Source organism: Haloprofundus halobius, assembly GCF_020097835.1.
In the GTDB taxonomy this organism is placed as follows: Archaea; Halobacteriota; Halobacteria; order Halobacteriales; family Haloferacaceae; genus Haloprofundus; species Haloprofundus halobius.
The window spans coordinates 2,794,251-2,818,026 of sequence record NZ_CP083666.1 but is presented as its reverse complement, the minus strand read 5'-3'; the positions used below and the strand labels follow the sequence as shown (position 1 = coordinate 2,818,026).

At 66.7% G+C, this 23,776-nt stretch carries 23 protein-coding genes; 15 read left to right on the top strand and 8 right to left on the bottom strand.

Annotated features, from left to right (window positions below; all coding sequences use genetic code 11):
• The first annotated feature begins 15 nt into the window (after positions 1-15).
• Positions 16-1,008: a ribonucleotide-diphosphate reductase subunit beta gene (locus tag LAQ74_RS14950; RefSeq protein WP_224333322.1), complete on the top strand. Its 993-nt coding sequence runs from the start codon at positions 16-18 to the stop codon at positions 1,006-1,008.
• Between the two features lie 36 nt (positions 1,009-1,044).
• Here the strand turns inward: LAQ74_RS14950 and LAQ74_RS14945 are convergent, their stop codons facing one another.
• The gene (locus LAQ74_RS14945; RefSeq protein ID WP_224333321.1) at positions 1,045-2,187 is read right to left on the bottom strand and encodes an SPFH domain-containing protein; all 1,143 of its coding nucleotides are present in this window, start codon (positions 2,185-2,187) and stop codon (positions 1,045-1,047) included.
• A gap of 166 nt (positions 2,188-2,353) precedes the next feature.
• On the opposite strand from LAQ74_RS14945, the gene LAQ74_RS14940 reads away from it, so the two are divergent.
• The 3 genes from LAQ74_RS14940 (at position 2,354) to LAQ74_RS14930 (ending at position 3,940) form a co-directional block, all read left to right on the top strand.
• Positions 2,354-2,548, top strand: a complete 195-nt coding sequence (locus tag LAQ74_RS14940; RefSeq protein ID WP_224333320.1) for a DUF7554 family protein — start codon at positions 2,354-2,356, stop codon at positions 2,546-2,548.
• Between the two features lie 81 nt (positions 2,549-2,629).
• A complete protein-coding gene (locus LAQ74_RS14935; protein WP_224333319.1) occupies positions 2,630-3,436 on the top strand; it encodes a hypothetical protein in 807 nt (268 codons plus the stop codon).
• A gap of 3 nt (positions 3,437-3,439) precedes the next feature.
• Complete coding sequence (locus LAQ74_RS14930; RefSeq protein ID WP_224333318.1) at positions 3,440-3,940, top strand: 2'-5' RNA ligase family protein; 501 nt, start codon at positions 3,440-3,442, stop codon at positions 3,938-3,940.
• 19 nt (positions 3,941-3,959) lie between these two features.
• Here LAQ74_RS14930 and LAQ74_RS14925 read toward each other — a convergent pair whose 3' ends face one another.
• Positions 3,960-5,300, bottom strand: coding sequence for a cytochrome P450 (locus LAQ74_RS14925; RefSeq protein WP_224333317.1), 1,341 nt, complete (start codon positions 5,298-5,300; stop codon positions 3,960-3,962).
• A 78-nt stretch (positions 5,301-5,378) separates the two neighbouring features.
• Complete coding sequence (locus LAQ74_RS14920) at positions 5,379-7,592, bottom strand: ATP-dependent DNA helicase (RefSeq protein ID WP_224333316.1); 2,214 nt, start codon at positions 7,590-7,592, stop codon at positions 5,379-5,381.
• Between the two features lie 751 nt (positions 7,593-8,343).
• Between LAQ74_RS14920 and LAQ74_RS14915 the strand changes: the two genes are divergently transcribed.
• The 9 genes from LAQ74_RS14915 (at position 8,344) to argF (ending at position 17,653) form a co-directional block, all read left to right on the top strand.
• Positions 8,344-9,597: an argininosuccinate synthase gene (locus LAQ74_RS14915; protein WP_224333315.1), complete on the top strand. Its 1,254-nt coding sequence runs from the start codon at positions 8,344-8,346 to the stop codon at positions 9,595-9,597.
• Positions 9,598-9,600: 3 nt separating this feature from the next.
• A complete protein-coding gene (argH, locus tag LAQ74_RS14910) occupies positions 9,601-11,073 on the top strand; it encodes an argininosuccinate lyase (RefSeq protein WP_224333314.1) in 1,473 nt (490 codons plus the stop codon).
• 305 nt (positions 11,074-11,378) lie between these two features.
• Positions 11,379-11,549: a lysine biosynthesis protein LysW gene (gene lysW / locus LAQ74_RS14905; protein WP_058583370.1), complete on the top strand. Its 171-nt coding sequence runs from the start codon at positions 11,379-11,381 to the stop codon at positions 11,547-11,549.
• A gap of 2 nt (positions 11,550-11,551) precedes the next feature.
• A complete protein-coding gene (gene lysX, locus LAQ74_RS14900; RefSeq protein WP_224333313.1) occupies positions 11,552-12,424 on the top strand; it encodes a lysine biosynthesis protein LysX in 873 nt (290 codons plus the stop codon).
• The gene (gene argC, locus LAQ74_RS14895; protein ID WP_224333312.1) at positions 12,421-13,458 is read left to right on the top strand and encodes an N-acetyl-gamma-glutamyl-phosphate reductase; all 1,038 of its coding nucleotides are present in this window, start codon (positions 12,421-12,423) and stop codon (positions 13,456-13,458) included. Before lysX ends, argC begins: the two co-directional genes overlap by 4 nt.
• A 40-nt stretch (positions 13,459-13,498) precedes the next feature.
• Positions 13,499-14,530 (top strand): acetylglutamate/acetylaminoadipate kinase, encoded by a 1,032-nt coding sequence (locus tag LAQ74_RS14890; protein WP_224333311.1) that lies wholly within the window; start codon positions 13,499-13,501, stop codon positions 14,528-14,530.
• Positions 14,527-15,663, top strand: coding sequence for an aspartate aminotransferase family protein (locus tag LAQ74_RS14885; RefSeq protein ID WP_224333310.1), 1,137 nt, complete (start codon positions 14,527-14,529; stop codon positions 15,661-15,663). The genes LAQ74_RS14890 and LAQ74_RS14885 overlap by 4 nt, the downstream gene beginning before the upstream one ends.
• Entirely contained in the window at positions 15,660-16,745 is a 1,086-nt protein-coding gene (locus tag LAQ74_RS14880; RefSeq protein ID WP_224333309.1) for a [LysW]-lysine hydrolase, read from the top strand. The genes LAQ74_RS14885 and LAQ74_RS14880 overlap by 4 nt, the downstream gene beginning before the upstream one ends.
• Positions 16,745-17,653 (top strand): ornithine carbamoyltransferase, encoded by a 909-nt coding sequence (gene argF / locus LAQ74_RS14875; RefSeq protein WP_224333308.1) that lies wholly within the window; start codon positions 16,745-16,747, stop codon positions 17,651-17,653. The genes LAQ74_RS14880 and argF overlap by 1 nt, the downstream gene beginning before the upstream one ends.
• 22 nt (positions 17,654-17,675) lie before the next feature.
• On the opposite strand, the gene LAQ74_RS14870 is transcribed toward argF, so the two are convergent.
• A complete protein-coding gene (locus LAQ74_RS14870) occupies positions 17,676-18,875 on the bottom strand; it encodes a cation:proton antiporter (RefSeq protein ID WP_224333307.1) in 1,200 nt (399 codons plus the stop codon).
• 62 nt (positions 18,876-18,937) lie between these two features.
• A complete protein-coding gene (locus tag LAQ74_RS14865) occupies positions 18,938-19,438 on the bottom strand; it encodes a cation:proton antiporter regulatory subunit (protein WP_224333306.1) in 501 nt (166 codons plus the stop codon).
• A gap of 289 nt (positions 19,439-19,727) precedes the next feature.
• On the opposite strand from LAQ74_RS14865, the gene LAQ74_RS14860 reads away from it, so the two are divergent.
• Positions 19,728-19,982, top strand: coding sequence for a hypothetical protein (locus LAQ74_RS14860; protein ID WP_224333305.1), 255 nt, complete (start codon positions 19,728-19,730; stop codon positions 19,980-19,982).
• A gap of 56 nt (positions 19,983-20,038) precedes the next feature.
• Here the strand turns inward: LAQ74_RS14860 and LAQ74_RS14855 are convergent, their stop codons facing one another.
• The 3 genes from LAQ74_RS14855 to LAQ74_RS14845 are packed head-to-tail and all read right to left on the bottom strand — an operon-like array spanning position 20,039 to position 23,278.
• Positions 20,039-20,632, bottom strand: coding sequence for a dolichol kinase (locus LAQ74_RS14855; protein ID WP_224333304.1), 594 nt, complete (start codon positions 20,630-20,632; stop codon positions 20,039-20,041).
• Positions 20,629-22,419 (bottom strand): glycine--tRNA ligase, encoded by a 1,791-nt coding sequence (glyS, locus tag LAQ74_RS14850; RefSeq protein WP_425498494.1) that lies wholly within the window; start codon positions 22,417-22,419, stop codon positions 20,629-20,631. The genes LAQ74_RS14855 and glyS overlap by 4 nt, the downstream gene beginning before the upstream one ends.
• A 1-nt stretch (position 22,420) precedes the next feature.
• Complete coding sequence (locus LAQ74_RS14845; protein WP_224333303.1) at positions 22,421-23,278, bottom strand: CBS domain-containing protein; 858 nt, start codon at positions 23,276-23,278, stop codon at positions 22,421-22,423.
• Positions 23,279-23,539: 261 nt separating this feature from the next.
• Between LAQ74_RS14845 and LAQ74_RS14840 the strand changes: the two genes are divergently transcribed.
• Positions 23,540-23,710, top strand: a complete 171-nt coding sequence (locus LAQ74_RS14840; protein WP_224333302.1) for a DUF7556 family protein — start codon at positions 23,540-23,542, stop codon at positions 23,708-23,710.
• Positions 23,711-23,776 lie beyond the last annotated feature (66 nt).

The following is a 23,776-nucleotide window of genomic DNA, read 5'->3' as shown; positions in this document are numbered from 1 at the left end:
CACCACTACACACCGATGCCGATACTCAACGACGACAGCCACCACGACCCGAACAAGATACTGCCCATTGAGTACGACTGGGCCCGCGAGTACTACAAAGCGGGCGTCGCGAACAACTGGGTGCCCGAGGAGGTACCGATGCAGGACGACGTCTCCCAGTGGCGCGGCGACGAACTCACCGACGCCGAACGGCGACTCGTCGAGTGGAACCTCGGCTTCTTCTCGACGGCGGAGTCGCTGACGGCGAACAACATCGTCCTCGCGGTCTACGATTACGTCACCGCCCCCGAGTGTCGCCAGTACCTCCTCCGGCAGGCCTACGAAGAAGCCATCCACACGGACACGTTCATCTACTGCTGCGACAGTCTCGGTTTCGACCCGGAGTACCTCTACGGGATGTACGACCGCGTCCCGAGCATCGAAGAGAAGGACGCGTTCGTCGTCGACCTGACGCGCGCCGTCGACGACCCGGCGTTCACCATCGAGACGGACGACGACCTCCGGGCGTTCCTCCGCGACCTCGTCGGCTTCTACGTCATCATGGAGGGCGTCTTCTTCTACGCGGGCTTCGCGATGATGCTCGCGCTCAAGCGGCAGGGGAAGATGGTCGGCGTCGGCGAGCAGTTCGAGTACATCATGCGCGACGAGTCCTTGCATCTGAACTTCGGCGTCGACCTCGTCAACACCATCCGCGACGAGAATCCGGGCGTCTGGACCGACGCGTTCGACGCCGAGATTCGCGACCTCGTCGTCGAGGCGGTCGAACTGGAGCAGATTTACGCCGAGGAGGCGTGCCCGCCCGACCTGTTCGGGATGAGCGCCGAGCAGTTCGCCGAGTACGTCCAGTACGTCGCCGACCGCCGCCTCGGGCAACTCCGGATGAACGCCGAGTTCGACACCGAGAACCCGTTCCCGTGGATGTCCGAGCAGGTCGATCTCAACAAGGAGAAGAACTTCTTCGAGACGCAGGTGACCGAGTACCAGTCCGGCGGCTCGCTCGACTGGTAACCGTCCGACGCGAAAATCTGGGTGACCGTTCGGTGCTCAGTTCCGCTCGGTCTCGACTTCGCTTCCCTCGGGAACGACCTCGACGATCTGCTCGCGGTCACCGTTGCCGGTGTCGTCGAGAATCTCCTCGACGTCGTCGAGACCGAGCATCTCGCGGGTCTCCGCGTCGAACGACTGCGAGTCGAGTCTCGGCGTCTGCTCGCTCACGTCGCTGCCGGACAACTGCTTGCCGTAGCGGCCGACCAGCGAGGTGAGTTCCTGCGGAAGGATGAACGTCGTCGACGGACTCGTCCCAATCCGGCTGAGCGTCTCCATCCCCTTGTCGATGATTGCGCGTTCGCCCATCGACTCCGCCGCGCGGGCCCGCAACACCGTCGAGACGGCGTCACCTTGGGCTTCGAGAATCTGACTCTGCTTCTCGCCCTGCGCGCGGATGATGTTCGACTGTTTCTCCCCTTCCGCCCGCTCGACGGCGCTGCGCCGTTCTCCCTGGGCTTCGAGAATCATCGCGCGGCGACGACGCTCGGCGGCGGTCTGCTGCTCCATCGCCCCCTGGACCTCGGCGCTCGGTTTCACCTCGCGAACCTCGACGCTCTCGACGCGAATCCCCCACTCGTCGGTGGGTTCGTCGAGTTCCTCGCGGATTCGCGCGTTGATCTCGGCGCGTCGGGACAGCGTCTCGTCGAGTTCCATGTCGCCGAGCACGGCGCGAAGCGTCGTCTGCGCGAGGTTCGAGGTGGCGGTGACGTAATCTTCGACTTCGAGGAAGGCTTTCTTGGCGTCCATCACGCGGATGTAGACGACGGCGTCGGCGGTCACCGGCGAGTTGTCCTCCGTGATGGCTTCCTGTCGAGGCACGTCGATGATGCGCGTCCGCATGTCGAAGCGGTACGCCCGCGAGACGAACGGTGGGACGATGTTGAGGCCGGGTTCGAGCAGTTTTCGGTACTCGCCGAACACCGTCAGCGCGCGCTTCTCGTACGCCTGCACGATTTCGACGGCGCTGACGAGCGTCGCGACGGCCAGCGCGACCACCAGCAGCCCCACGATACTCGCCGGTGTGATGGGAACGAACGCGAGCGCAACTGAGGCGGCGACGACGAGAAAGAGGACGGTCCACAACTGTTTGGGGACACCTCTCGCCGTCGCGCGCCCGAGTCCTCGAAAGAGGCTTGCCATACCGTCTCTAGCGACCCACCGAAGATAAGTGTCACTCGTCGGGAAACCCCTTCTCGTCCGAAAACCCCTTCGCTTCGACTGCAGAATCGGCCGAACGCGAATCCGACTATCGACGAACCGAGAGGTAGCCGTAGCATTTTTGCGTACCGGACAGTCACGTCCGTGTATGAGTCGTAGCCGCGCGGAACTCGACGTCGAAGACCTCCTGAAGGTCGTGTTGGTCCTCGTCGTCGTCTGGTTGGTACTCGAAATCGTCGGGACGACGCTCGGCATCGTCGGCGGCCTCCTTGGCCCGCTTCAGCCCCTGCTCGGGCTCCTCGCCGTCGTGCTCGTCGTGCTCTGGTTCTTCGACCGGCTCTGAACTCGACGACGCTCGGTGCCGCGGCCGTCGCCCACCGTCGTACCTGACGGGTTTTTGTGTTTGCCCCCGTAGTCGACTCCGATGACGACACCGACTAGCTCCCGCCGGACGCTCCTCCGCCGAGTCGGCGCGTTGGGGTCGCTCGGCGTCCTACCGGTCGGCTGTCTGACTCGCGCTCCGCCAGTCGTCGTCGCCAGCGCGACCGGCTCGAAGCCACTCGCGGTCGAGTCGCGTCGCCTCGACGAGCGGGCGTTCGCCGACTACGTCTCTCGGATGGCCCGGACGTACGGCGACAGCGGTATCTGGGGCGCCGGTGACGCGCCCGCCGACGTCAACTTCGAGGACGCGTGGCGACTGTCGCTTCGGGCGTCGCTCGACGACGACGAGTACGCCGTCGCCGACGCCGCCGTCGCTCGGTACGGCCTCCGGCGATTCGACACGGAGGGCCGCCGTCACGTCGCCTACTGGCTCTGGTGCGCGGCCGAGCCGTTGACCGAGTCGGTGTGGCTCGACGCGCTCGGACGCTCCGTCGGCGTCGCGCTCACGAGCCTCGACGTGGGTATCGACCTCCGACCGTCGGACGAACTGCTCGACTCCGTGCCGACGGCGCGGATGAACGGCCCGCAGGCGGTGTCTGTCGCGACGGCGGGCGATACCGACTACGACGCCGTGTTCGGCGTCGACTTTCCCCTCCGAGAGGGTCGCCTCCGCCCCCGCGTCTCGAACGACGCGGGCGACGACGAGCGGGACGGCTACCGAATCGGGTGGCAGGGCCGCTTCGACGGCGTCCAGTCGGTGAACGGTCTCTGCGTCGTCGGCGAAACGATCCCCGCGACAGACCGGAGCGCCGACTGGCGCGTGACGCTCTCGGCGGCGGGGTGGGCCTGAGAGATGAGCTACAGTCTCAACGTCCCCGTTCCGGGGGCCGTCGAGCGACTCGCAACCGATCTCTACCCGCGGTTGACGCGGTTCGAGGAGGTACGGGAACGGCACACACTCGTCGTCAAACGGTTCGAGAACCGGTCGTACGACCGCCTCCGCGAGACGGTCAGAACGCCGCTGGCGACCGAACCCGCGTTCGAGGCGCGCGTCGCGGGAATCGACACGTTCGAGCGGCCGACCCGCGGCGACGGCCCCGTCGTCTACCTTGCCGTCGACAGTTCCGGACTGCTCGCGCTTCACGAGCGCCTCGTCGACCGATTCGGCGCGATCGAGGGACTGGAGGGGGACGAGTACGTTCCGCACGTGACGCTCGCTCGCGGCGGTTCTCAGGCTGCGGTTGACGCGCTCCGAAACGCCGAGTTCGACCCGGTGACGTGGACCGTCTCCGAACTCGATATCTGGAGTGCGGAGTACAGAGAAGTCGCCGGGACGATTCCGCTTCGGGGGTGATCGCTCGCGTCGTCTGTAATCAGTTCTCCCGTGCGTGCAGTCGCATCTCCATCGGATTCCGCGGGTGCATCGTCAACGACCCGCGTAGCGTGAGCGGGTCGTCCTCGCCGACGTACTCCGTGGAGTACTCCTGCGCCACGGTCCCGAGAATCAACTTGGCTTCGAGCATCGAGAACTGCTTACCGATGCAGTGGCGCGGCCCGGCCCCGAACGGAAAATAGGAGAGTCGGGGGCGCTTCGAGCGCTCGGCGGGCGTCCAGCGGTCGGGGTCGAACTCCAGCGGATTTTCGTAGTAGCGCGACGAGCGATGGACGGCCCACTGCGGGAGCATCACCGCCGACCCCTCCGGCACTCTGTAGCCGCCGAGTTTCACGTCCACGAGGGGTTCGCGGAACAGCGTGTACACCGGCGGGTAGAGCCGCATCGTCTCCTGTAACACCTGGTCGGTGTACCGCATCTTTCGGGTGTCCCGTGCTGTGGGTGCGTCGCCGCCGAGCACTTCGTCCAGTTCGGCGTGAACCGTCTCCTCTACGTCTGGATGCTGCGAGAGTAGATACCACGCGTACGTCAGCGTCAGCGCGGTAGTGTCGTGACCCGCCAACAGCATCGTCATCATCTCGTCGCGCAGTTGCTGGTCGGTCTGCTCGTCGCGCGCCTGTGCGCGCATGAGAACCGAGAGGAGGTCCATCCGCTGCGGATAGTTTTCGGTCCCGCGGCGGTCGGCGACAATGTCGTCGATGATGCCTTCGAGCACCTCGATGGCCGCGCGGTACTCGCGGTTCTCCCGGGTCGGTGCCCAGTCGGGGACGAGGAAGCGCCGCGGGTTCGGTTCGAAGCGTGCGCCGAGCGGTTCGAGATGTTCTTGGACGCGCTGGACCCGGTCGTCTCGCATCTCCGCACCGAACATCGCCTCGACGATGATTTTGACCGTTAGTCGCGCCATCTCTATCTGGACGTTCAGCGTCTCGCCGTCGCGCCAGTCGGCGAGCATCGCCTCGGTGTAGTCGGTTATCGTCCCGTCGAGCGAAGCGATGCGCTGCATGTTGAACGCCGGTTGCGCTAACTCGCGCTGTTCGCGCCACGTCTCGCCCTCGCTCAACAGCAAGCCTTCGCCGAGCAGGTCGCCGATAGCGTCGTCCTGAAACCGCGGCTTACGGTATTTCTCGGCTTCGCTCACCAACACCGTCTCGATGTCGTCGGGGTTGGTGAGCATGTACGTCTCCAGCGGGCCGAGGTCGAAGTGGACCACGTCGCCGTAGGCGTCGGCGCAGGCGGTCAGGAAGCTGAAGGGGTCTTTCGCGTACTGCTGGCTGTTGCCGAACAGCGGGACGCCGCGGGGACCCGGGGGTCGCGCTCGCATATCTCGGCTTGGGATGGAGTGCGGAAAAGCATTCGCCCGAAACGGCTTCTGACGCGCCCTGACGGTCTAAATTAGTGTCTAGGGTGCTGGCGGCTCCCCGTCGTACGCGTCGTGACCGGCGTAGAAGTTCAGCATCGCGAACTTCAGCTTCTCGGGCCCCACGTCGATGAGTTCCCGCCGCTCCTCCGGCGGGAACGTGTCGCGGACGCCGTACTTGCCCATCGTGTCGCTCGCCGACGTGTAGCGCTTGTCGACGAGCGCGCGAACCCCGAAGTCCTCGGGCGAGCGAATGACGCGGCCGAGCGCCTGCCGGGTCTTGCGGATCGTCGGAATCTCGACGGCGTAGCGCCAGCCGGGGTCGCGGCCCCTGTCGGCGTACGCGCGGTCGTACGCCTCTTGGACCGCCTCCATCCGCTCGGAGAGGTGCGGGTACGGGACGCCGACGACGAGAACCGTCCGGGCGTCGTCGCCGTCGAAGCTCACGCCCTCGGCGAGCGTCCCCCACAAGGAAGTAAAGAGCGTCGCGTTCTCGTGTGAGACGAACCGCTGACGGAGGTCTTCTGTTCGTGTGCCCGCCTCGTCGAGCAGCAGCGAACCGAGTGACGCCCCGCTCAGGCCGCCACCACCGCCCAGCATCTCGTAGTAGCGCTGGGCTTCGGCGTAGGAGGGGAAGAAGACGAGCGTGTTGCCCGGCGTGAAGCGAATCGCGTCCGAGAGCACGCCCGCGATGGCCTCCTGGGTCGACTCGTCGTTGCGCTCCTTGGCGAACAGCGCGGGCGTCTGCACCGCAAATGTACGTCGGTTCTCCTCGGGGTACTCCATGCCGTAGGCGAGGGTGACGGCGTTCTCGATGCCGAGGACGTCCTCCGTGACGTCGAAGGGGCGGAGCGTCGCGCTCATGAGGACGCTCGCGTGGACCTCCTCGAACAGCGACTCGGTCACCTGGCGTGGGATGCAGGTGTACAGTTCCGCGCGGCCGTAAATCTCGTCGGTGCCGCTATCGCGGCGCACGGACACCATCGGGTGCTGGCCGAGTTTGGTGCCGTCCTCCATCCACGAGGAGAGAAACGTCGCCGCCTGCAGCGTCTGACACTCCTTTCTGGTCGTCGCCTCCCCGTCTTTGTAGGCTTGCTCGTACTGCTCGTCGAGCGACTTGCCCAACTGGATGGCGAGTTCCAGCTCCGCGTCGATGCCGCGACCCTCGTACGCCTGCAGGAATTCGAGCGTCAGGTCGTCGCGGCGGTCCGGGTTGGCGATGCCGATGTCGGACCAGTTTTCTCCCACCTGCTCGCGCTCGCCGAAGCCGAAGCTCTCGTCGTACGTTCGACGGAGCGCGTCCAGAAACGCCTCCAAGACGTTCGTCGCGGCGGCGGTGCGGGAGTCGTCGCTGTCTTCGAGTTCCGAGAGCGCGCTCTCGATGGTGTTCTCGGTGAGTGTCCGACTGGCGTGGTCGCGGGCCGCGCCCTCGATGTTGTGCGCCTCGTCGAACACCGTGATGACGTCGCCGGGGTCGCGGTCCAGCCACCGGAAGAACTGCTCGCGGATCATCGGGTCGAGCAGGTGGTGGTAGTTGCAGACGACGAGGTCGACGCCCTCCATCCCCTCCTTCAGGAGTTCGTAGCCGCAGAGGTGGTGTTCGTCGGCGTACTCGTACACGTCGTCGGGCGTGCGCACGTCGTCGAACAGCCACGAGAAGAACTCCGTGTTATCTCGGATGAGATTGTTGTAGTAGTGCTCGCAGACGTTCGTCTCGCTGAGGTCCTCGAGTTCGTCGCCGAGCTGGTCGAGTTCGTCCATGACGGCGCTTCGGGCCTCCGCCGCCCCCGAGTCGCCGCCGCGGCTCTGTTCGAGCAACTGCTCCTGGCGGCGTTCGAGCTGCTGTCTGTCCTCCTCTTTTTCCACGACGGAGCGCGTCGTATCGCGGAGGCTCTGACACTCCTCGTAACCGACGTCGATGTGGCACATCGACGCTTTCCCGCGGAACACCACGGCCCGAATCGGCTCGGTGCGTGTGATGGCGCGGGCGTCCTCGACGAACTGGCGCATCTGCTGGTGGACGTTCGTCGTGATGACGACGGTCTTGTCGTTCTCGCGGGCGAACTCCAGCGCGGGAACGAGCGCCGAGAGCGTCTTTCCAGTACCGGGTGCGCCCTCGATGAGCACGTCCTGTTCGCGCGCGAACGCGTTGGCGATGCCGTCCATCGCCGCTTGCTGGTTGGGGTACGGTTCCTCGTACGGGAAGAACCGCATGTGTCCGTTCGTCTCAGCCACTACTCCCCGCTTGCGCGTCATCGAGTTAAAAGGCTCGGACTACGTGGTGTCTCCGTGTCACTTTCGAGACGTTGGTACAGTCGATTGGGAGCAGAGGAGAAATCAGTAGAAACGACCGAAACAGAACCCAGAGAGACGACCGCGACCTCCGGGCACACCGAGACGCCTCACCCTCCCCAACTGACTGCGTTGCTCGGTCACTTCGCTCCCTGCGCTACTCGTCCCTCGCGCATCTGTCGGGCGGACGGAACCGCCCTCCGGCGCGCGCCGGAGCGCTCCTCTGTGAGCGCGACCACTCGTGCGAGGGAGCGGTCGGCGCTCGTGCCGACCGCGAGGTTGGGGAGGGCCGAGGCAGGCGGTGTGGTCTCTCGGTGCGCTCGGCAGCAGTCTTCGACTCTAACGATGTCATCTCGCTTACTGTCTTCGACCCGGAGTCGGTATCATTACGCTCACCTGCCACTCTCAACCCTCTGTCGACACCAGATCCCACCCGCAACGCTTGCCGCCCCGAAAGCGTTTAATACCGTCCCTCCACTACGATTCTGACAATGACGCGCACTCGTCGCGCCGGACCGGTCGCTCCCGTCCGAGCCGTGCGAGCGTCGCGACCGGGCCTTTAGGCCCTACTCTACTTCACCTTCATCGTCGTCGCACTTTGCCCCAACTGCCAAGTGCAGATTCTCCACTTTCGGCCGCGTAGCGTCCAGTATCCAGTTTAATTACAATCTTTAAACCACAGAATTTAATACCCTCACTATCCGACGATGGTGTAATGACACGCGTGGCACTCGCGTTTAGCGGCGGACTCGACACGACAGTATGTGTCCCGCTCCTCGAAGAGGAGTACGGGTACGACGAAGTAATCGGCGTCACAGTCGACGTCGGCCAACCCGAGGAGGAGTTCGACGAGGCCGAGGAGACGGCCGAGGCGTTGGACCTCGAACACTACGTCGTCGACGCGCGAGCCGAGTTCGCCGAACAGTGTCTCGACTCCGTCCGCGCGAACGCGGAGTACCAGGGCTACCCGCTCGGGACGGCGCTCGCGCGCCCGGTCATCGCCGAGGCCATCCTCGACGTGGCGAAGGAACACGGCTGCGAGGGCATCGCCCACGGCTGCACCGGCAAAGGCAACGACCAGCTCCGCTTCGAGGCGGTCTGGCGCGCCTCCGACCTCGACGTCATCGCCCCCGTGCGCGAACTCGGGCTCACCCGCGAGTGGGAGATGGAGTACGCCGCCGAGAAAGAACTCCCCGTCGAAGGAGGAAACGAGGGCGTCTGGTCCATCGACACCAACCTCTGGAGCCGCTCCATCGAGGGCGGAAACCTCGAAGACCCGAACTACGTCCCACCCGAAGATATCTACGAGTGGACCGACGCGCCCGGCAGCGAGACGGAACTCGTCGAAATCGAGTTCGAGAACGGGTATCCGGTCGCCGTAAACGGCGAAGAACATGAACCGCTCGCGCTCATCGAGCACCTCAACGACCTCGCGGGCGCGTACGGCGTCGGCCGCACCGACATGATGGAGGACCGCATGCTCGGCCTGAAGGTACGTGAGAACTACGAGCACCCCGCGGCAACCGTCCTGCTCACCGCGCACGAGGCGCTCGAAGGGCTCGTCCTCACCAAAGAGGAGCGCGACTTCAAGACGACCATCGACAACGAGTGGGCCCAGAAGGGCTACGAAGGTCTCGTCGACGCCCCGCTAATGGATTCGCTGAACGCGTACATCGACGACAGCCAACAGACCGTGACCGGCACGGTGACCGTCAAACTCCAGGGCGGCCAGGCCCGCCCGGTCGCGCGCGACAGCGAGTACGCAGTGTACTCCGAGTCGGCCGCCTCGTTCAACACCGAGACGGTCGACGGCATCGAACAGGCCGACGCGACGGGCGTCGCCAAGTACCACGGCTTCCAGTCGCGCCTCGCCAACGAGGTGGCGAACAACGTCGAGAAACCCGAACTCGCCGCCGACGGTGGCGCGACGGGCGACGAGACCAACGCCGAGAGCGAAGAGGACAACTGACTCATGACGGAGGAGTCCGCAGGCGACGTCATCCGCCGCGACCGCTTCAGCGGCGGTCCCGCCCGCGACTTCCTCTCCAGCCTCGCGGCCGACGAACGCATCTTCGAGGCCGACCTCGCCGTCGACCGCGCGCACGTCGTGATGCTCGCCGAACAAGGCATCGTCGACGACGGTGACGCCGCCGACATCCTCGTCGCCCTCGAATCGGTCGAGGATGCGGGACACGCCGAACTCCCCGGCGGCGAGGACGTCCACGAGGCCATCGAAGCGGCCGTCATCCAGCGCGTCGGCGAAGACGGCGGGAAGATGCACACCGCCCGCAGTCGCAACGACGAGGTGGCGACCTGCATCCGCTACCGCCTGCGCGAGGACGTGCTCGACGCGATCGAGGGGACGCTCGCGCTGCGCGAAGCGCTCGCGGGAACCGCGGCCGAGCACACCGAGGCGGTGATGCCGGGCTACACGCACCTGCAACCCGCCCAACCCGTCAGCGTTGCCCACTACCTACTGTCGTACGAGGCGGCGGTCACCCGCGACACGGCCCGACTCCTCGACGCCTACGGCCGTATCAACCAGTCGCCGCTGGGCGGCGCGGCGTTCGCGGGCACGACGTTCGACATCGACCGCGAGCGCACCGCCGACCTGCTCAGCTTCGACTCCGTACTGGGGAATTCGATGGACGCCTCCTCGTCCCGCGACTTCCTCGCCGAGACGCTCGGCGCGCTCGCGACGCACGCGACGACCATCTCGGGACTCGCGGAGGACCTCATCATCTTCGCCAACAAAGGGTACGTCGATCTCTCGGACGACTACTCGTCGACCTCCTCGATTATGCCCCAGAAGAAGAACCCCGACACGCTCGAACTCGTCCGCGGCACCGCGGGCGACGCGGTCGGCGGTCTCACCGGCCTCCTGACGAACCTCAAGGGCCTCCCCCGCGCGTACAACCGCGACCTGCAACTGGCGCACCCGCACGCGTTCCGCGCCGTCGACGCCGTCGTCAACGCGACGGACGTCGCGGCGGGCGCAGTCGCCACCGCGACGTGGAACACGGAGGAACTGGCGGCGGACGCGGGCGACGGCTTCTCGACGGCGACGGGCGTCGCCGACGCGCTGGCGACGACGGGGATGCCGTTCCGCACGGCCCACGAGATCGTCGCCGCAGCAGCAGAAGAAATCGACGACGAGGACGACGCGGCAACGACTGCTGCAAAACTTGACGCGGCCGCAGAAGGGGTGTTAGGGGAGTCCCTCTGGACTCGCGTGAACCGCGAGACCGTCGAAGCCGTGCTCGACCCCGCCGAGAGCGTCGCCACTCGCGACTCGCTCGGCGGCCCCGCGGCGTCGGCGGTCGAGACACAACTCGACGAAGCTGGTGAACGCTTCGACGCGGACGCCGAGTCGGTCACCGCGCGTCGCGACGCGCTAGCCGAAGCAGCCGAACAACTGCAGGCGGAGGTCGACAGCTATGTCTGAGCGCCTGCGACGACTCCGCGGACTCCGACGACCGCGAGCCTCGGATCCGCGACTCCCGCGATGCCGGCAAACGAAGGGCCGACGACCGCGACCGCTCCCGAAATCGGTCCGAACCCGAGGGCTCGTGGGTGCTCCGCTCCCGCCGCCGTCCCCTTCGGGGGACAACATCACTCGGAATCTCGACACGGAATTCCAACACGGCGGTTACGAACGCTCTGGACTCGCTTAGCGACGAGTCCGGCATTAATTTTCATAAACAATTTCGGTGCATTTAAGGTTGCTAACCCACAAGCGGTGAGTACACTATGACCGAAGCAGAATGCGCCGAGTGCGGGGCCACGCTGGACCTCGCCGACGACCTCGAAACCGGAGAGATAATCGACTGCGGCACCTGCGGTGCGGAACTCGAAGTCATCGACGTCAACCCGCCGGTCCTCGACCGAGCTCCCGAGCTCGAAGAGGACTGGGGGGAGTAATCTTGCAGATAGGACTACTCTACTCGCGCATCCGCAAGGACGAGAAGCTCCTCCTCTCGGAGCTCCGTGAGCGCGGCCACGACGTCACCAAAATCGACGTCCGCAAGCACCAGTTCGGTCTCGACGGCACCACCGCGCCCGTCGACGACCTCGACGTCGTCGTCGACCGCTGTCTCGCTACCTCGCGCTCGCTGTACGCGACGCGTTTCATCGAGAGCTACGGCGTGCCCGTCGTCAACAGCCCTGAGACGGCCGAAATTTGCGCCGACAAGGCGAAGAACAGCCTCGCGCTCGCGGAGGCGGGCGTGCCTACGCCCGAGACGAAAGTCGCGTTCACGAAGGAGAGCGCGATGGAGGCCATCGAGGCGTTCGGCTACCCCTGCGTCCTCAAACCCGTCGTCGGCTCGTGGGGCCGCCTGATGGCGAAGATCGACTCCAGAAGCGCCGCCGAAGCGATCTTGGAGCACAAAGCCACCTTGGGCCACTACGAACACAAGGTGTTCTACGTCCAGGAGTTCGTCGAGAAACCCGGCCGCGACATCCGCGTGCTGGCGACCGACGGCGAGCCCGTCGCCGCGATGACGCGTTCCTCCGAACACTGGCTCACCAACGCCGCGAAAGGCGGCGAGACCGAAGCATTCGAGTTGGACGACGAGGCGCTCGAACTCGTCGAGAAGGCCAGCGACGCCGTCGGCGGCGGACTCCTCGGCGTCGACCTCATGGAGACCGGCGACTCCTACACCGTCCACGAAGTCAACCACACGGTCGAGTTCAAGGCGCTGAACGGGACGACGGACGTCGACGTCCCGGCCACCGTCGTCGACTGGCTGGAATCGAAGGCGGCCGAGAAGACGGCCGCGGAGGCGCTCGCGTGACGCTTTCGGCGACTGTCGTCGGCGGCTCGGGCTTCACCGGCGGCGAACTGCTGCGCCTGCTCGCGGGCCACCCCGAGTTCGAGGTCGCGCAGGCGACGAGTCGGCAGTACGACCGCAAGACCGTCGGCTCGGTCCACCCCAACCTTCGGGAGCTGGACCTCCGTTTCAGTTCGCCCGAGGACCTCGAATCGGTCGACGTGCTGTTCGCGGCGACGCCCCACGGCGTCTCGATGGAGCACATCGACGCGTTTCGGGACGCGGCCGACACCGTCGTCGACCTCTCGGCGGACTTCCGCCTCGGGAGCGAGGAACAGTACGACGAGTGGTACGACGGCCACGTCGCGCCCGAGTACCTCGACAAATCCGTCTACGCGCTGCCCGAACTGACGCGCGACGAACTCCCCGGTGCGGACCTCATCGCCGCCGGGGGCTGTAACGCGACGGCGACGATTCTCGGCCTGAAACCGCTGTTCGACGCCGACATCTTGACCGGCGACGAGCAGGTCGTCGTCGACGTGAAAGTCGGTTCCTCGGAAGGCGGCGCGTCGTCCGGCAAAGCCTCCTCGCACGCCGAGCGCTCGGGCGTCGTCCGCCCGTACGCGCCGACCGGACACCGTCACGAGGCCGAGATCGAGCAGTTCCTCGGTCTCTCGGTGTCGTTCACCGTCCACGCGGTGGACATGGTGCGCGGGGCGTCGGCGACGTGTCACGTGTTCCCCGACTCGCCCGTCACGAAGGGCGACCTCTGGGGAGCGTACCGCGAGAGCTACGAGGACGAACCGTTCATGCGCATGGTCGCCGGCGGCGGGGGCGTCTACCGCTACCCCGAACCGAAGGCGGTCGCCGGGACGAACTTCGGCGAGGTCGGCTTCGAGGTCGACCCCGGAAACAAGCGCCTCGTCGTCTTCTCGGCCATCGACAACATGATGAAAGGCTCCGCCGGGCAGGCGGTCCACGCGGCGAACGTCGCGCTCGGACTCGACGAGACTCTTGGTTTAGAGTTCACCGGCCTGCACCCGGTCGGCACGCCCTGAGACCCCGAACCGAACTGAATCGAACCACAGAGACACACCGATGACACAGAGCACCTACACGCGCGACGACCTGCTCGCGGCCCACGAGCAGCTCGTCGACAACGACTGCGGCACAGGCGACGACCAACTGTACACCGACGGCGGCGTCACCCCGATTCGAACCGATGGAGACGACGCCCGACAGCCGCCGGTCGTCGTCAAAGTCGGCGGCGCGAAAGCCGTCGACCCCGCGGGCGCGGTGAGTGACGTAGCGCACCTCGTCGCAAATGGACGGGAAGTCGTCGTCGTCCACGGCGGCTCGACGGCCGTCGACGAGACGCTCGAGGCGCTCGGCGAGGAGCCGACCTACGTCGAGACGCCGTCGGGCGTCGTCGGCCGCTTCACCGACGAGCGCGCGATGGAGGTGTTCTCGATGGTGATGCCCGGCAAGGTCAACACCGATCTGACGGCGACGCTTCGTAACGCGGGCGTCGACGCGGTCGGCCTCTCCGGCGTCGACGGCGGTCTCCTGACGGGCAAGCGTAAATCGGCCGTCCGCGTCGTCGAAAATGGGAAAAAGAAGATCAAACGCGGCGACCACTCAGGCAAAATCGAGTCCGTCAACGGCCAACTCCTCGAAACGCTGCTCACGGGCGGCTACACGCCGGTCGTCACGGTCCCGATGCTCGGGAAGGAAAAAGACGGCTCCGTCACGCCCGTCAACGCCGACGCCGACCGCGCGGCCGCCGCCGTCGCGGGCGCGCTCGGTGCCGAACTCGTCGTCCTGACCGACGTCTCCGGCATTTACGAGGACCCCGACGACGAGGCGACGCGCATCGATTCGGCGGCGACGCCCGAGGAACTCACAGATGTAGAAAACGCCGCCGAGGGGTTCATGACGAAGAAGGTGATGGCGGCCAAGGAGGCGCTGACCGGCGGCGCGTCGGCCGTCGTCGTCTCCGACGCGAACGTCAACGACCCCATCGTCGCGGCGCTCAACGGCGCGGGGACGCGCATCACGCCCGACGCGCTCGGCGAGGACGCGCCCGGCCTCGACGTCGCGGACGCAGCGCTCGGAGGTGACTCCGCGTGAGCGGCTTCGTCTTCTCGGAGAAACCTATCCGGATTCAGTCGGGCGAGGGCATCTCCCTCTACGCCGAGGACGGCACCGAGTACCTCGATTTCGGCGCGAGTTACGCCGTCGCCGCGACGGGTCACTGTCACCCGAAAGTCGTCGAGGCGGTCCAAAAGCAGGCGGGCGAACTGCTCTACGTGCAGGGCTCGTACCCCGTCGCCGCGCGCACCGAACTGTACGAGAAGCTCGCGACGCTCGCGCCCGGCGACGTCTCGAACGTCTGGCTCTGTAACTCCGGTACCGAGGCCAACGAGGCGGCGATGAAGTTCGCCCGCAGCGCCACCGGGCGCTCGAAGATCGTCGCCACGAAGCGCGGGTTCCACGGCCGGACGCTCGGCGCGCTCGCGATGACGTGGAAACAGAAGTACAAGAAGCCGTTCGAGCCGCTTGCCGGGGGCGTGGAGTTCGTCTCCTACGGCGACGCCGAGGAACTGGCCGACGCCGTCGACGACGACACGGCGGCAGTGTTCCTCGAACCCGTCCAGGGCGAAGGCGGCGTCCACCCCGCCGACACGGACTACCTGCAGTCGGCCCGCGAGATAACCGAGGAGACGGGCGCGGCGCTCGTCTTCGACGAGATTCAGACCGGCGTCGGACGGACGGGGACGCTGTGGGCCTGCGAGGCCGCGGGCGTGACGCCCGACATTCTCACGACGGCGAAAGGCATCGCCTCGGGCCTCCCGCTGGGCGCGACGCTTTGCGCGGACTGGATTGCCGAGGAGTGCGGCGACCACGGGTCGACCTTTTCCGGTGGACCGGTCGTCTGCGCGGCCGCTAACGCGACGCTCGACATCGTCGTCGAGGAGGACCTCCCGACGCACGCCGGCGACGTGGGCGCGTACCTCGCCGAGTCGCTCGAAACCGCGACCGAGGAGCGCGACCTGCCCGTCCGCGACGTGCGCGGACAGGGACTGATGCTCGGCATCGAAGTCAAGCGCGGCTCGAACCGCATCCTGCGCGACCTCGCGCTCTCCGAGCAGATTCTGGCGCTGCCCGCGGGTCGGTCGGTCGTCAGGCTGCTGCCGCCGCTTATCGTCGAACAGGACGACGCCGACCGTTTCGTCGAGGCGTTCACGGAGGTGCTCGGATGAACGCCGTCAGCACCGCCGAGAGCGACGGAGCCTATCACGACGCGCTCGACACCGGAGGCAAGCAACTGCTGTACGACCTCGTCTCGACGCCCTCGGTTTCGGGCGACGAGGCCGATGCGGCCGCGGTGCTCGTCGAGTTCTTCGAGACCCACGACCGCGAGGTGTGGGTCGACGAGGTCGGCAACGTTCGCGCGCCCGCCGACGATTCTGTCCTCCTCACGTCGCACATCGACACCGTGCCCGGCGAGGTGCCGGTCGAGGTGAAAGACGCCGACGACGGTCCCCAACTGTGGGGCCGCGGCAGCGTCGACGCGACGGGGCCGCTGGCGGCGATGGCCGCCGCCGCGGTCGAGACCGGCGTGAGCTTCGTCGGCGTCGTCTGCGAGGAGACCGACTCGCGCGGCGCGCGCCACCTCGCCGAAACCCGCGACGAACCCGACGCCGTCGTCAACGGCGAACCCAGCGGCTGGGACGGTATCACGCTCGGCTACCGCGGTTTCCTCGCGGGGACGTACGTTGCCACGAGCGAACTCGGCCACTCCTCGCGCCCGGAGAACAACGCCATCCAGTCGGCGGTCGACTGGTGGTCTCGTGTGGCCGATTTCTTCGAGGCCGAGGAGTCCGAGGGCGTCTTCGACACGGTGACGACCAAGCCCACCACGTTCGACGGCGGTCCCACCGAGGACGGCTTCGCCGTCGAGGCGACCGTCGACGTGCAGTTTCGCGTCCCGCCCAGCCTCACCATCGAGGACGTCCGCGAAGTCGCCGAGGGCGAACTCACCGACGGGAGCGTCCACTGGCAGGAACCGATTCCGCCCGTCATGGAGAGCCCCCGGACCGACGTGGCGCGGGCGTTCCGCGTCGCCATCCGCCAAACCGGTGGCGACCCTCGACTGCTCCGGAAGACCGGCACGAGCGACATGAACCTCTTCGCGGGTGTCTGGAACTGTCCGATGGTCACCTACGGCCCCGGCGACTCCGACCTCGACCACGCGCCGAACGAGCATCTCTCGCTTTCGGAGTTCGACAAGTCGGTGTCGGTGCTGACGACCGTCGCCGAGACGCTCGGAGGCGAGGCGTGATGGCCGCGGCGAGCGAACTGGAGACGACGAACGTCCTCGACATCGACGACCTCTCGGCCGCGGAGGTCGAGGCGGTCCTCGACCGCGCGGCGGCGCTCAAAGCGGGTGAAGACGACGTGCAGTTCCCGCAGGCGACGCTGGCGATGCTGTTCGAGAAGCCGAGTACCCGGACGAGAGTCTCCTTCGAGACGGGAATGACGAAACTCGGCGGCCACGCCGTCTTCCTCGGCCCCGACGACGTCCACCTCGGCCACGGCGAACCGGTCAAGGACACCGCCCGCGCGCTGTCGGGCTACGTCGACGTCATCATGGCTCGGCTGTTCGACCATGCGGACCTCGAAGAACTGGCGGAGTACGCCACCGTCCCGGTGGTCAACGGCCTCACCGACGACGCCCACCCGTGTCAGACGCTCGCGGACCTGCTGACGATTCGCGAGACGTTCGGCGGCTTCGACGTCGACGTCGCGTGGGTCGGCGACGGCAACAACGTCGCCCAGTCGTTCGTCCTCGGCTGTGCGCTCGCGGGTGTCGACCTCACGGTGGCGACACCGGAGGGCTACGGTATCGACGACGCGGTGCTCTCGCGTGCAGTAGAACTCGGCGGGGAGCCGGAGACGACGACCGACCCCGAAGCCGCCGTCGCCGACGCGGACGTGGTGTACACCGACGTGTGGGTGAGTATGGGCCAGGAGGGCGAACGCGAGGAGAAACTCGCGGTGTTCCACGGCTTCCAGCTCGATTCCGATCTGCTCGCGACCACCGACGCGAAGGTGATGCACTGTCTCCCCGCCCATCGCGGCGAGGAGATAACCGACGAGGTGCTCGAATCCGAGCGCTCGCTCGTCTGGCAGCAGGCCGAGAACCGCCTGCACGCCCAGAACGGGTTGTTGGCGGAACTACTGTCGTAGTGTTCCACCGCCGTTTCGCTTTTCATCCCGCCGCCTCCGACCGGCGACGCGCCAGAACCCCCTCGAGCACCTCCGAGTACTGCATCAGAACCGTCCCGAGGATGCTCATCACGAGCACGTAACCGACGGCGAACGCCGGAATCACCTGCGTCATCACCGGACCGTTTCCGGTCGCGGCGACGGTGGCGATGATGAGCGAGAACTCCCCGCGCGTCACCATCCCGAGACCGACGCGGAGCGACCGCCGGTCGTCGAGACCGTAGATGCGACCGCTGTAAAACCCCGAGAGGAGCTTCGTCGGCGTCGTCGCTACGACGGCGACGGCCAGAATCCCGACCGTCGTCGCCACGAGCAGCGGGTCGGTGCCGAGGCCGATGTAGAAGAAGAAGACGGCCGCGAAGATGTCGCGGACGGGCGTCAGCAGGCGCTCGATGCGCTCGACGTGGTCGGTGCTGGAGAAGCCCATGCCGACGAAGAACGCCGCGACGGCCTCGCTCACGCCGATGGCGAGCGCGACGCCGGCGACGAACACCGCCACCGCCAGCACGCGGAGCACGAACAGTTCGCTCGAATCCGCGTCGAAGACGCGCTCGAACAGCGGCCCGCCGAACCAGACGCCCGCGAGGAGGACGCCCAGAAACGCGACGGCGACGCCCACGTCGACGGCCGCCGTCTCCAGTCCGCCGCTGCCGCCGACCAGCGCGGCGACGACGGCGAGGTAGACGGCGATGAACAGGTCCTCGAACACGAGCGTCCCCAGCATCGGTTCGCTCTCGCTGTTGGCGATCCAGCCGAGGTCGATGAGCGACTTCGTGATGACGGCGCTGGAGGAGATGTAGACGATGCCGCCCAACAGCACGGATTCGAGTAGGCTCCACCCGAACAGGAGGCCGAGGCCGACACCGACGGGGAAGTTGACGCCGAGATCGAGCAGGCCCGCCACGGTGATACGCCGCTTGGCCTCCAGCAGTCGGTCGAGGCTGAACTCCAGCCCGAGAAAGAAGAGCAAGAGGACGATACCGATTTCGGCGAGTATCGTGACGATGTCGCCAGCGGGAACCGCGAACTCGGAAGCGTACCGTCCGAGCACGTTCGGGCCGACGAGCATCCCGACGACGACGTACAGCGGAATCACCGAGAGGCCGACGCGCGTCGCGACTGCGCCCGCTACTGCGATGCCGACGAACAGCACGCCGACCTGCCACAGCTCCATCGCCGCCATCTAGCCGCCACCTCCGCCGAGAGCCGCCGCTTGCGGTCTCTCGGCGACGTACGCATCGTCGTTCATTCGTCGGCGCTCGACCCGGCAGTCGCGTACTCCTGGAACTCCCGACACGCGTCCTGCCCGCCGATGACGACGAGGGTGTCGCCCTCCTCAACCGTGAACTCCGCGCCGGGGTTCGAGATGGTCTGGTCACCGCGCTGGACGGCGACGACGGAGACGCCGATTCGCTGTCGGACCTCGGACTCCGCGAGCGTCTTGCCGACCAGCGGCGAGGCGGCGGTGAGCTTCACCCACTCGATGAGCGTCTCGTCCGACAGCACCGTGTCGATGGTCTCGGTCCGGATCGGCTGGAAGTACGCACCCTCCATGATGGTGCCGACCTGTCGGGCGAGGCGGTCCGAGAGCTCGAACAGTTTCTCTGAGTCTGCGTCCGACGATTCGCGGAGGAATAGCTCTCGTTTCCCGGTGTTGTGAATGACGATGACGAGTTGACTTCCGTCGTTCAACTCCACCTCGAACTTCTTGCCGACGCCCGGAAGGTCGCTCTCGTAGACGGTCATACCATGAAGAATTGAACGCGGGCACTAAGTCAGTACCGTCCCGCACCGCCTCCCGCGGGTCGGATTCCGAACGCCCGCCGCGGCGGTTCGACGCGACCGTGTTGTGCCGCCGGTTCCAACGGCGATGCCCGTCGACGCCGACGCACGCGACCGGCGAACCGGGTCCAGTTCGGGACGCCCAACCCACATTTATTCACTCTAGAAATTTCAGGACCAAACTTATTGGCTCGACGCGACTACTTCGGACCATGCCACAGTATTTCCGGATGCGACGCTCGGAGGTGGTCGGATGATGCCGTGGCAAGAGTTCGTCTTCGTCACCGAAAGCGTCTTCTCGCTCGTCGTCCTCGCGCCGCTGCTCGGCGACCGGATGGCACAGGTTCCGTACGGGACGAGCGTCCCCTCGGCGCTGATCGGACTCGTCTACGGCGGGACGTTCTTCAGTACGGGAGTGGGTTTCTCGGCGCTGGGGTCCGCGCTCGCCGGTCTCATGTGGGCGCTCGTCGCGGTGTTCCGCTCGCCGAACCCGGAGCCGACCTCGTAACCGCGCCGCGGGAGCTCGAACCAGGCAGTCGTCGGAGCGGGCGCGCCCGCCGCCGGCTACGCCACGAGCCACAGCACCGCCGCGATACCGACGCACGCCGTCGGCGGAATCGAGAGGTTGTCGTCGATGACGTAGCCCGCGACGACCGGCTTGACGCCGTCGGCGAACGTCGCACCCGCCGCGCCCGCCGCGGCCGCACCGAGGCCGACGGCTCGGGTGGTCTCGGCCGCCCCGGTGGTAAAGGGCACCGCCAGCGCGAAGCAGACGAGGAACATGACGCCGAGCACGCCGAGTTCCTTCGCGCGCCCGGCCTCGTTGCTGCCCAAAATCCCACTAATCGGATCACCGACGGTGAGCATCAACATCCCCGGCACCGCGACGAACCACGGGAATAGCCACGCGACGGCGGTCATGCTGTACATGTACAGCGCGTAGCCCGCGACGTTCTCCTGCTCGTACTCGCGGGTCAGATTGCGGTACACCCACCAGTCGAGGCCGGCGACTAATCGGACGAGTTCGAGCACCGAGACCAGCGCCGAGAGGCCGAGCAGCACGTACCCCAACTGCTGCCACGTGACGACGTCGAGGAGGTAGAGCGCGGGGATGGCGGTGCCGCTCGCGTGGACACCGCGGCGCGTGAGTTCGCTCACGCCTCCGCAGCGCCGGCGTCGACGCGCTCGTACGCGTCGAGTAGGTCGTCGAACGTCTTGCGGCCCTCGCGCATCGCGGTCAGTTCGTCGACGAGCGCGCCGACCGGCAGGCGAATCTGGGCGGTCGTGTCGCGCTCGCGCACTGTCACGGTCGTCTCTCCCTCGCTCTCGACGCCGTCGCGGTCGACGGTGACGCAGAACGGCGTGCCGATCTCGTCCTTGCGGCGGTAGCGGCGGCCAATGTTCCCGGAGTCGTCGTACTCGGCCGAGAGGCCCGCCTCGCGCACGTCGCGGACGAGTTCCCGAGCCAACTGGGTCAGTCGCTCGTCGTTGCCGACGAGCGGGAAGACGCCGACGTACGTCGGCGCGACTTCGGGTTCGAGCGCGAGGTAGGTGCGCTCCTCGCCCGCCACCTCGTCCTCGCGGTAGGCGTGTTCGAGCACGGTGTACACCGTGCGACCGACGCCGAACGACGGTTCGACGACGTGCGGGGTGATGTGCTCGCCGGATTCGGTCTGTTCCTCGACGCGGAAGTTCGCCACGTCGGTCGAGACGGTGTACTCCTCGCCGTCGGCCTCGACGGTCACCTCGTCGGCGCCGAACGCGTCGGGATTACGCGCGCCGAGGTCGCGGAGCGCGTCGGCGATGTCGGCGGCCGCACCGCCGAACTCCGGCCCGAGCGTGCTCATGTCGGGGTCGACGACGGCACGCTCGACCGTCTTCGGTTCGTCGTACTGTTTGAAGACGGTGAAGTCGTCGTCGCCGTACTCGCCGTGCTTCGAGAGGTCGTAGTCGCCGCGGTAGGCGAAGCCCGCAATCTCGACCCAGTCGCCTCCTAACTCGGCCTCGGCGTCCCAGCAGTCGCTGGCGTAGTGGGCGCGCTCGCCGGAGAGGTGCTGGCGGAAGCGGAATCGGTCCATGTCGACGCCGACGCGGTCGTACCACTCCTGGGAGATGCCGAGGTAGTAGGCGACCCAGTCGCTCGCGATGACGCCCGCGTCGACGGCCTCGCCGATGGTCGTCTCCAGATAGCCGCCGTCGTCCTTCTGCTGTTCGGTCGCCGGGTAGAGGCGGACCTCCACGTCGGCGACGGCGTCGAGGTCCGGTTCGTCCTCCTCGGGGTCGATGAACTGCTCCAACTCCGCTTGCGTGAACTCGCGAACGCGGACGAGGCCCTTTCGGGGGCTGATCTCGTTGCGGTAGGCGCGGCCGATCTGCGTGACGCCGAACGGCAGTTGGTTGCGCGCGTACTCCTTCAGCCGCGGGAACTCGACGAAGATGCCCTGCGCCGTCTCCGGGCGGAGGTAGCCGGGTTGGTCGCCGCCGGGGCCGATGTCGGTGCTGAACATGAGGTTGAAGTTCTCGACGGGTTGGCCCGAAAGCGGTTCGCCGCAGTTCGGACAGTGGATGTCGTGATCGGCGATGAGGTCTGCGACCTCAGAGTTGGGCAGCGCCTCGGCGTCCTCGATGTCGGTGACGTCCTCGACGAGGTGGTCGGCGCGGTGGCTCTCGCCGCAGGCGGCGCACTCGACGAGCATGTCGTTGAAGCCGTCGAGGTGGCCCGACGCCTCGAAGACCGGTTCGGGCATGATGGTCGGCGCTTCGATCTCGCGGTTGCCCTCCTTGACGGTGAAGCGGTCGCGCCACGCGGACTCGACGTTCGCCTTCAGCGCCGCACCCTGCGGGCCGAAGGTGTAGAAGCCGGCGACGCCGCCGTACGCCTCGCTGGAGAGAAAGAAGAAGCCACGGCGCTTCGCCAGTTCGGTGATGGCTTCGGCGTCGATCATCTCAGAGCGCCTCCAGGAGGTTGACGTCGCGGACGATGCCGACGAGTTCGTCGCCGCTGACCAGCGGAATCTGCTCGATGTCGTTCGTGATCATCTGTTGGGCCGCCTCCTTGGCCGTCCGGCGGCGCGAGAGCGTGATCAGGTCCTCGGTCATGAACTCGGCGGTGGGTTCGGCCGGGATCTCGACGTTGCGCGTCGGGATGTAGCGCTTGCCGATGGCTTTGATGCCTTCCCACATCCACTCGTCGTCCTGGTTGGCCATCGAGTCGCCGGTGTCGTCCTCGCCCTCGACGACGCGGGCCTCCTCGATGATGTCGACTTCGGTGAGGATCCCCGCCATGCTGCCCTCCTCGTCGAGCGTCACCGCGTACGGGACGTTCGCGTAGTAGATCTCTCGTTCGGCGACGGTCAGCGGCGTCTGCACGTACGTCGTGTTGATGTCGGTCGCCGCGAGGTCGCCGACTTCGGTCTCGCCGTCGGCGTCGCCGCGGGCGATCGCGTGGACTACGTCGGTGACGGTGACGATGCCGACGAGCGTCGTCGCGCCGCCCTCTTCGACGACGGGCACGCGGCGTGCACCCTCGCGGAGCATCAGTCGCGCGACGTCGGTCAGGTCGGCGTCGGGCGTCGTCGTGGGAACCTCACGCATTAGGATGGCGAGCTGGTCCTCGTCGGGCTGTTCGATGAGGTCGTCACGGGAGACGAGACCGCGATACTCCTCGCCGTCGTCGGCCTGTTTGACGACCGGAACGGAGGAGAAACCGCGCTCCTGGAGATATTCGAGTACGTCGTCCCGCGTACCTGGGAGTTCGACCGTCACGACCTCCTCGCGGGGCGTCATGGCGTCGGCGACTTGCATAGCCTCGCGTACTCTCTCGCACCTCTTGTACTCTGCGAAGGTGTGGTGGTCGTTCGCTCCCGGCCGGTCGGTTCTCCAATAATACCGTTTCGCTTCCTGTAAACTCGTTTTCTATTCTAGGCGAGACCGACCAATCCCGGCAAATCGGTGTCTCGGGCGGCTCTCGGCGCCATCCGACGCCGGAAACACTCCCCCCGTGGAACGGGACAACTGGCCTGTCGTTTCGGTGTGTTTAATACCCCATGCGATGACATCCCATACATGACGCCGGAAACGACGGCAGCCGTCGATGCCCCGGACGCCGAGGTCATGGCCTCGGTGGATTCTTCCTCCCCCCGCAGCTCGGAGCTCATCATCGCGGATATCACGCGAGACGACGCGTGGCTTTCGATGCGGACGGCGGAGGCGCCGGTACTCGCCGAGTGGTGCTGACCGTCACCTCCTGCCTCGCCGCTTCTTTTCGAGTGCGCTCACGTCGCTAGCTCGGCGGCCGTCTCT

What these genes read in the sequence shown, in the direction of transcription:
- LAQ74_RS14950 (WP_224333322.1), top strand. Translation starts at nt 16, where the DNA reads ATGCCGATACTCAACGACGACAGCCACCACGACCCGAACAAGATACTG.
- LAQ74_RS14945 (WP_224333321.1), bottom strand. Translation starts at nt 2,187, where the DNA reads ATGGCAAGCCTCTTTCGAGGACTCGGGCGCGCGACGGCGAGAGGTGTC.
- LAQ74_RS14940 (WP_224333320.1), top strand. Translation starts at nt 2,354, where the DNA reads ATGAGTCGTAGCCGCGCGGAACTCGACGTCGAAGACCTCCTGAAGGTC.
- LAQ74_RS14935 (WP_224333319.1), top strand. Translation starts at nt 2,630, where the DNA reads ATGACGACACCGACTAGCTCCCGCCGGACGCTCCTCCGCCGAGTCGGC.
- LAQ74_RS14930 (WP_224333318.1), top strand. Translation starts at nt 3,440, where the DNA reads ATGAGCTACAGTCTCAACGTCCCCGTTCCGGGGGCCGTCGAGCGACTC.
- LAQ74_RS14925 (WP_224333317.1), bottom strand. Translation starts at nt 5,300, where the DNA reads ATGCGAGCGCGACCCCCGGGTCCCCGCGGCGTCCCGCTGTTCGGCAAC.
- LAQ74_RS14920 (WP_224333316.1), bottom strand. Translation starts at nt 7,592, where the DNA reads ATGACGCGCAAGCGGGGAGTAGTGGCTGAGACGAACGGACACATGCGG.
- LAQ74_RS14915 (WP_224333315.1), top strand. Translation starts at nt 8,344, where the DNA reads ATGACACGCGTGGCACTCGCGTTTAGCGGCGGACTCGACACGACAGTA.
- argH (WP_224333314.1), top strand. Translation starts at nt 9,601, where the DNA reads ATGACGGAGGAGTCCGCAGGCGACGTCATCCGCCGCGACCGCTTCAGC.
- lysW (WP_058583370.1), top strand. Translation starts at nt 11,379, where the DNA reads ATGACCGAAGCAGAATGCGCCGAGTGCGGGGCCACGCTGGACCTCGCC.
- LAQ74_RS14890 (WP_224333311.1), top strand. Translation starts at nt 13,499, where the DNA reads ATGACACAGAGCACCTACACGCGCGACGACCTGCTCGCGGCCCACGAG.
- LAQ74_RS14880 (WP_224333309.1), top strand. Translation starts at nt 15,660, where the DNA reads ATGAACGCCGTCAGCACCGCCGAGAGCGACGGAGCCTATCACGACGCG.
- argF (WP_224333308.1), top strand. Translation starts at nt 16,745, where the DNA reads ATGGCCGCGGCGAGCGAACTGGAGACGACGAACGTCCTCGACATCGAC.
- LAQ74_RS14870 (WP_224333307.1), bottom strand. Translation starts at nt 18,875, where the DNA reads ATGGCGGCGATGGAGCTGTGGCAGGTCGGCGTGCTGTTCGTCGGCATC.
- LAQ74_RS14865 (WP_224333306.1), bottom strand. Translation starts at nt 19,438, where the DNA reads ATGACCGTCTACGAGAGCGACCTTCCGGGCGTCGGCAAGAAGTTCGAG.
- LAQ74_RS14860 (WP_224333305.1), top strand. Translation starts at nt 19,728, where the DNA reads ATGATGCCGTGGCAAGAGTTCGTCTTCGTCACCGAAAGCGTCTTCTCG.
- glyS (WP_425498494.1), bottom strand. Translation starts at nt 22,419, where the DNA reads ATGATCGACGCCGAAGCCATCACCGAACTGGCGAAGCGCCGTGGCTTC.
- LAQ74_RS14845 (WP_224333303.1), bottom strand. Translation starts at nt 23,278, where the DNA reads ATGCAAGTCGCCGACGCCATGACGCCCCGCGAGGAGGTCGTGACGGTC.
- LAQ74_RS14840 (WP_224333302.1), top strand. Translation starts at nt 23,540, where the DNA reads ATGACGCCGGAAACGACGGCAGCCGTCGATGCCCCGGACGCCGAGGTC.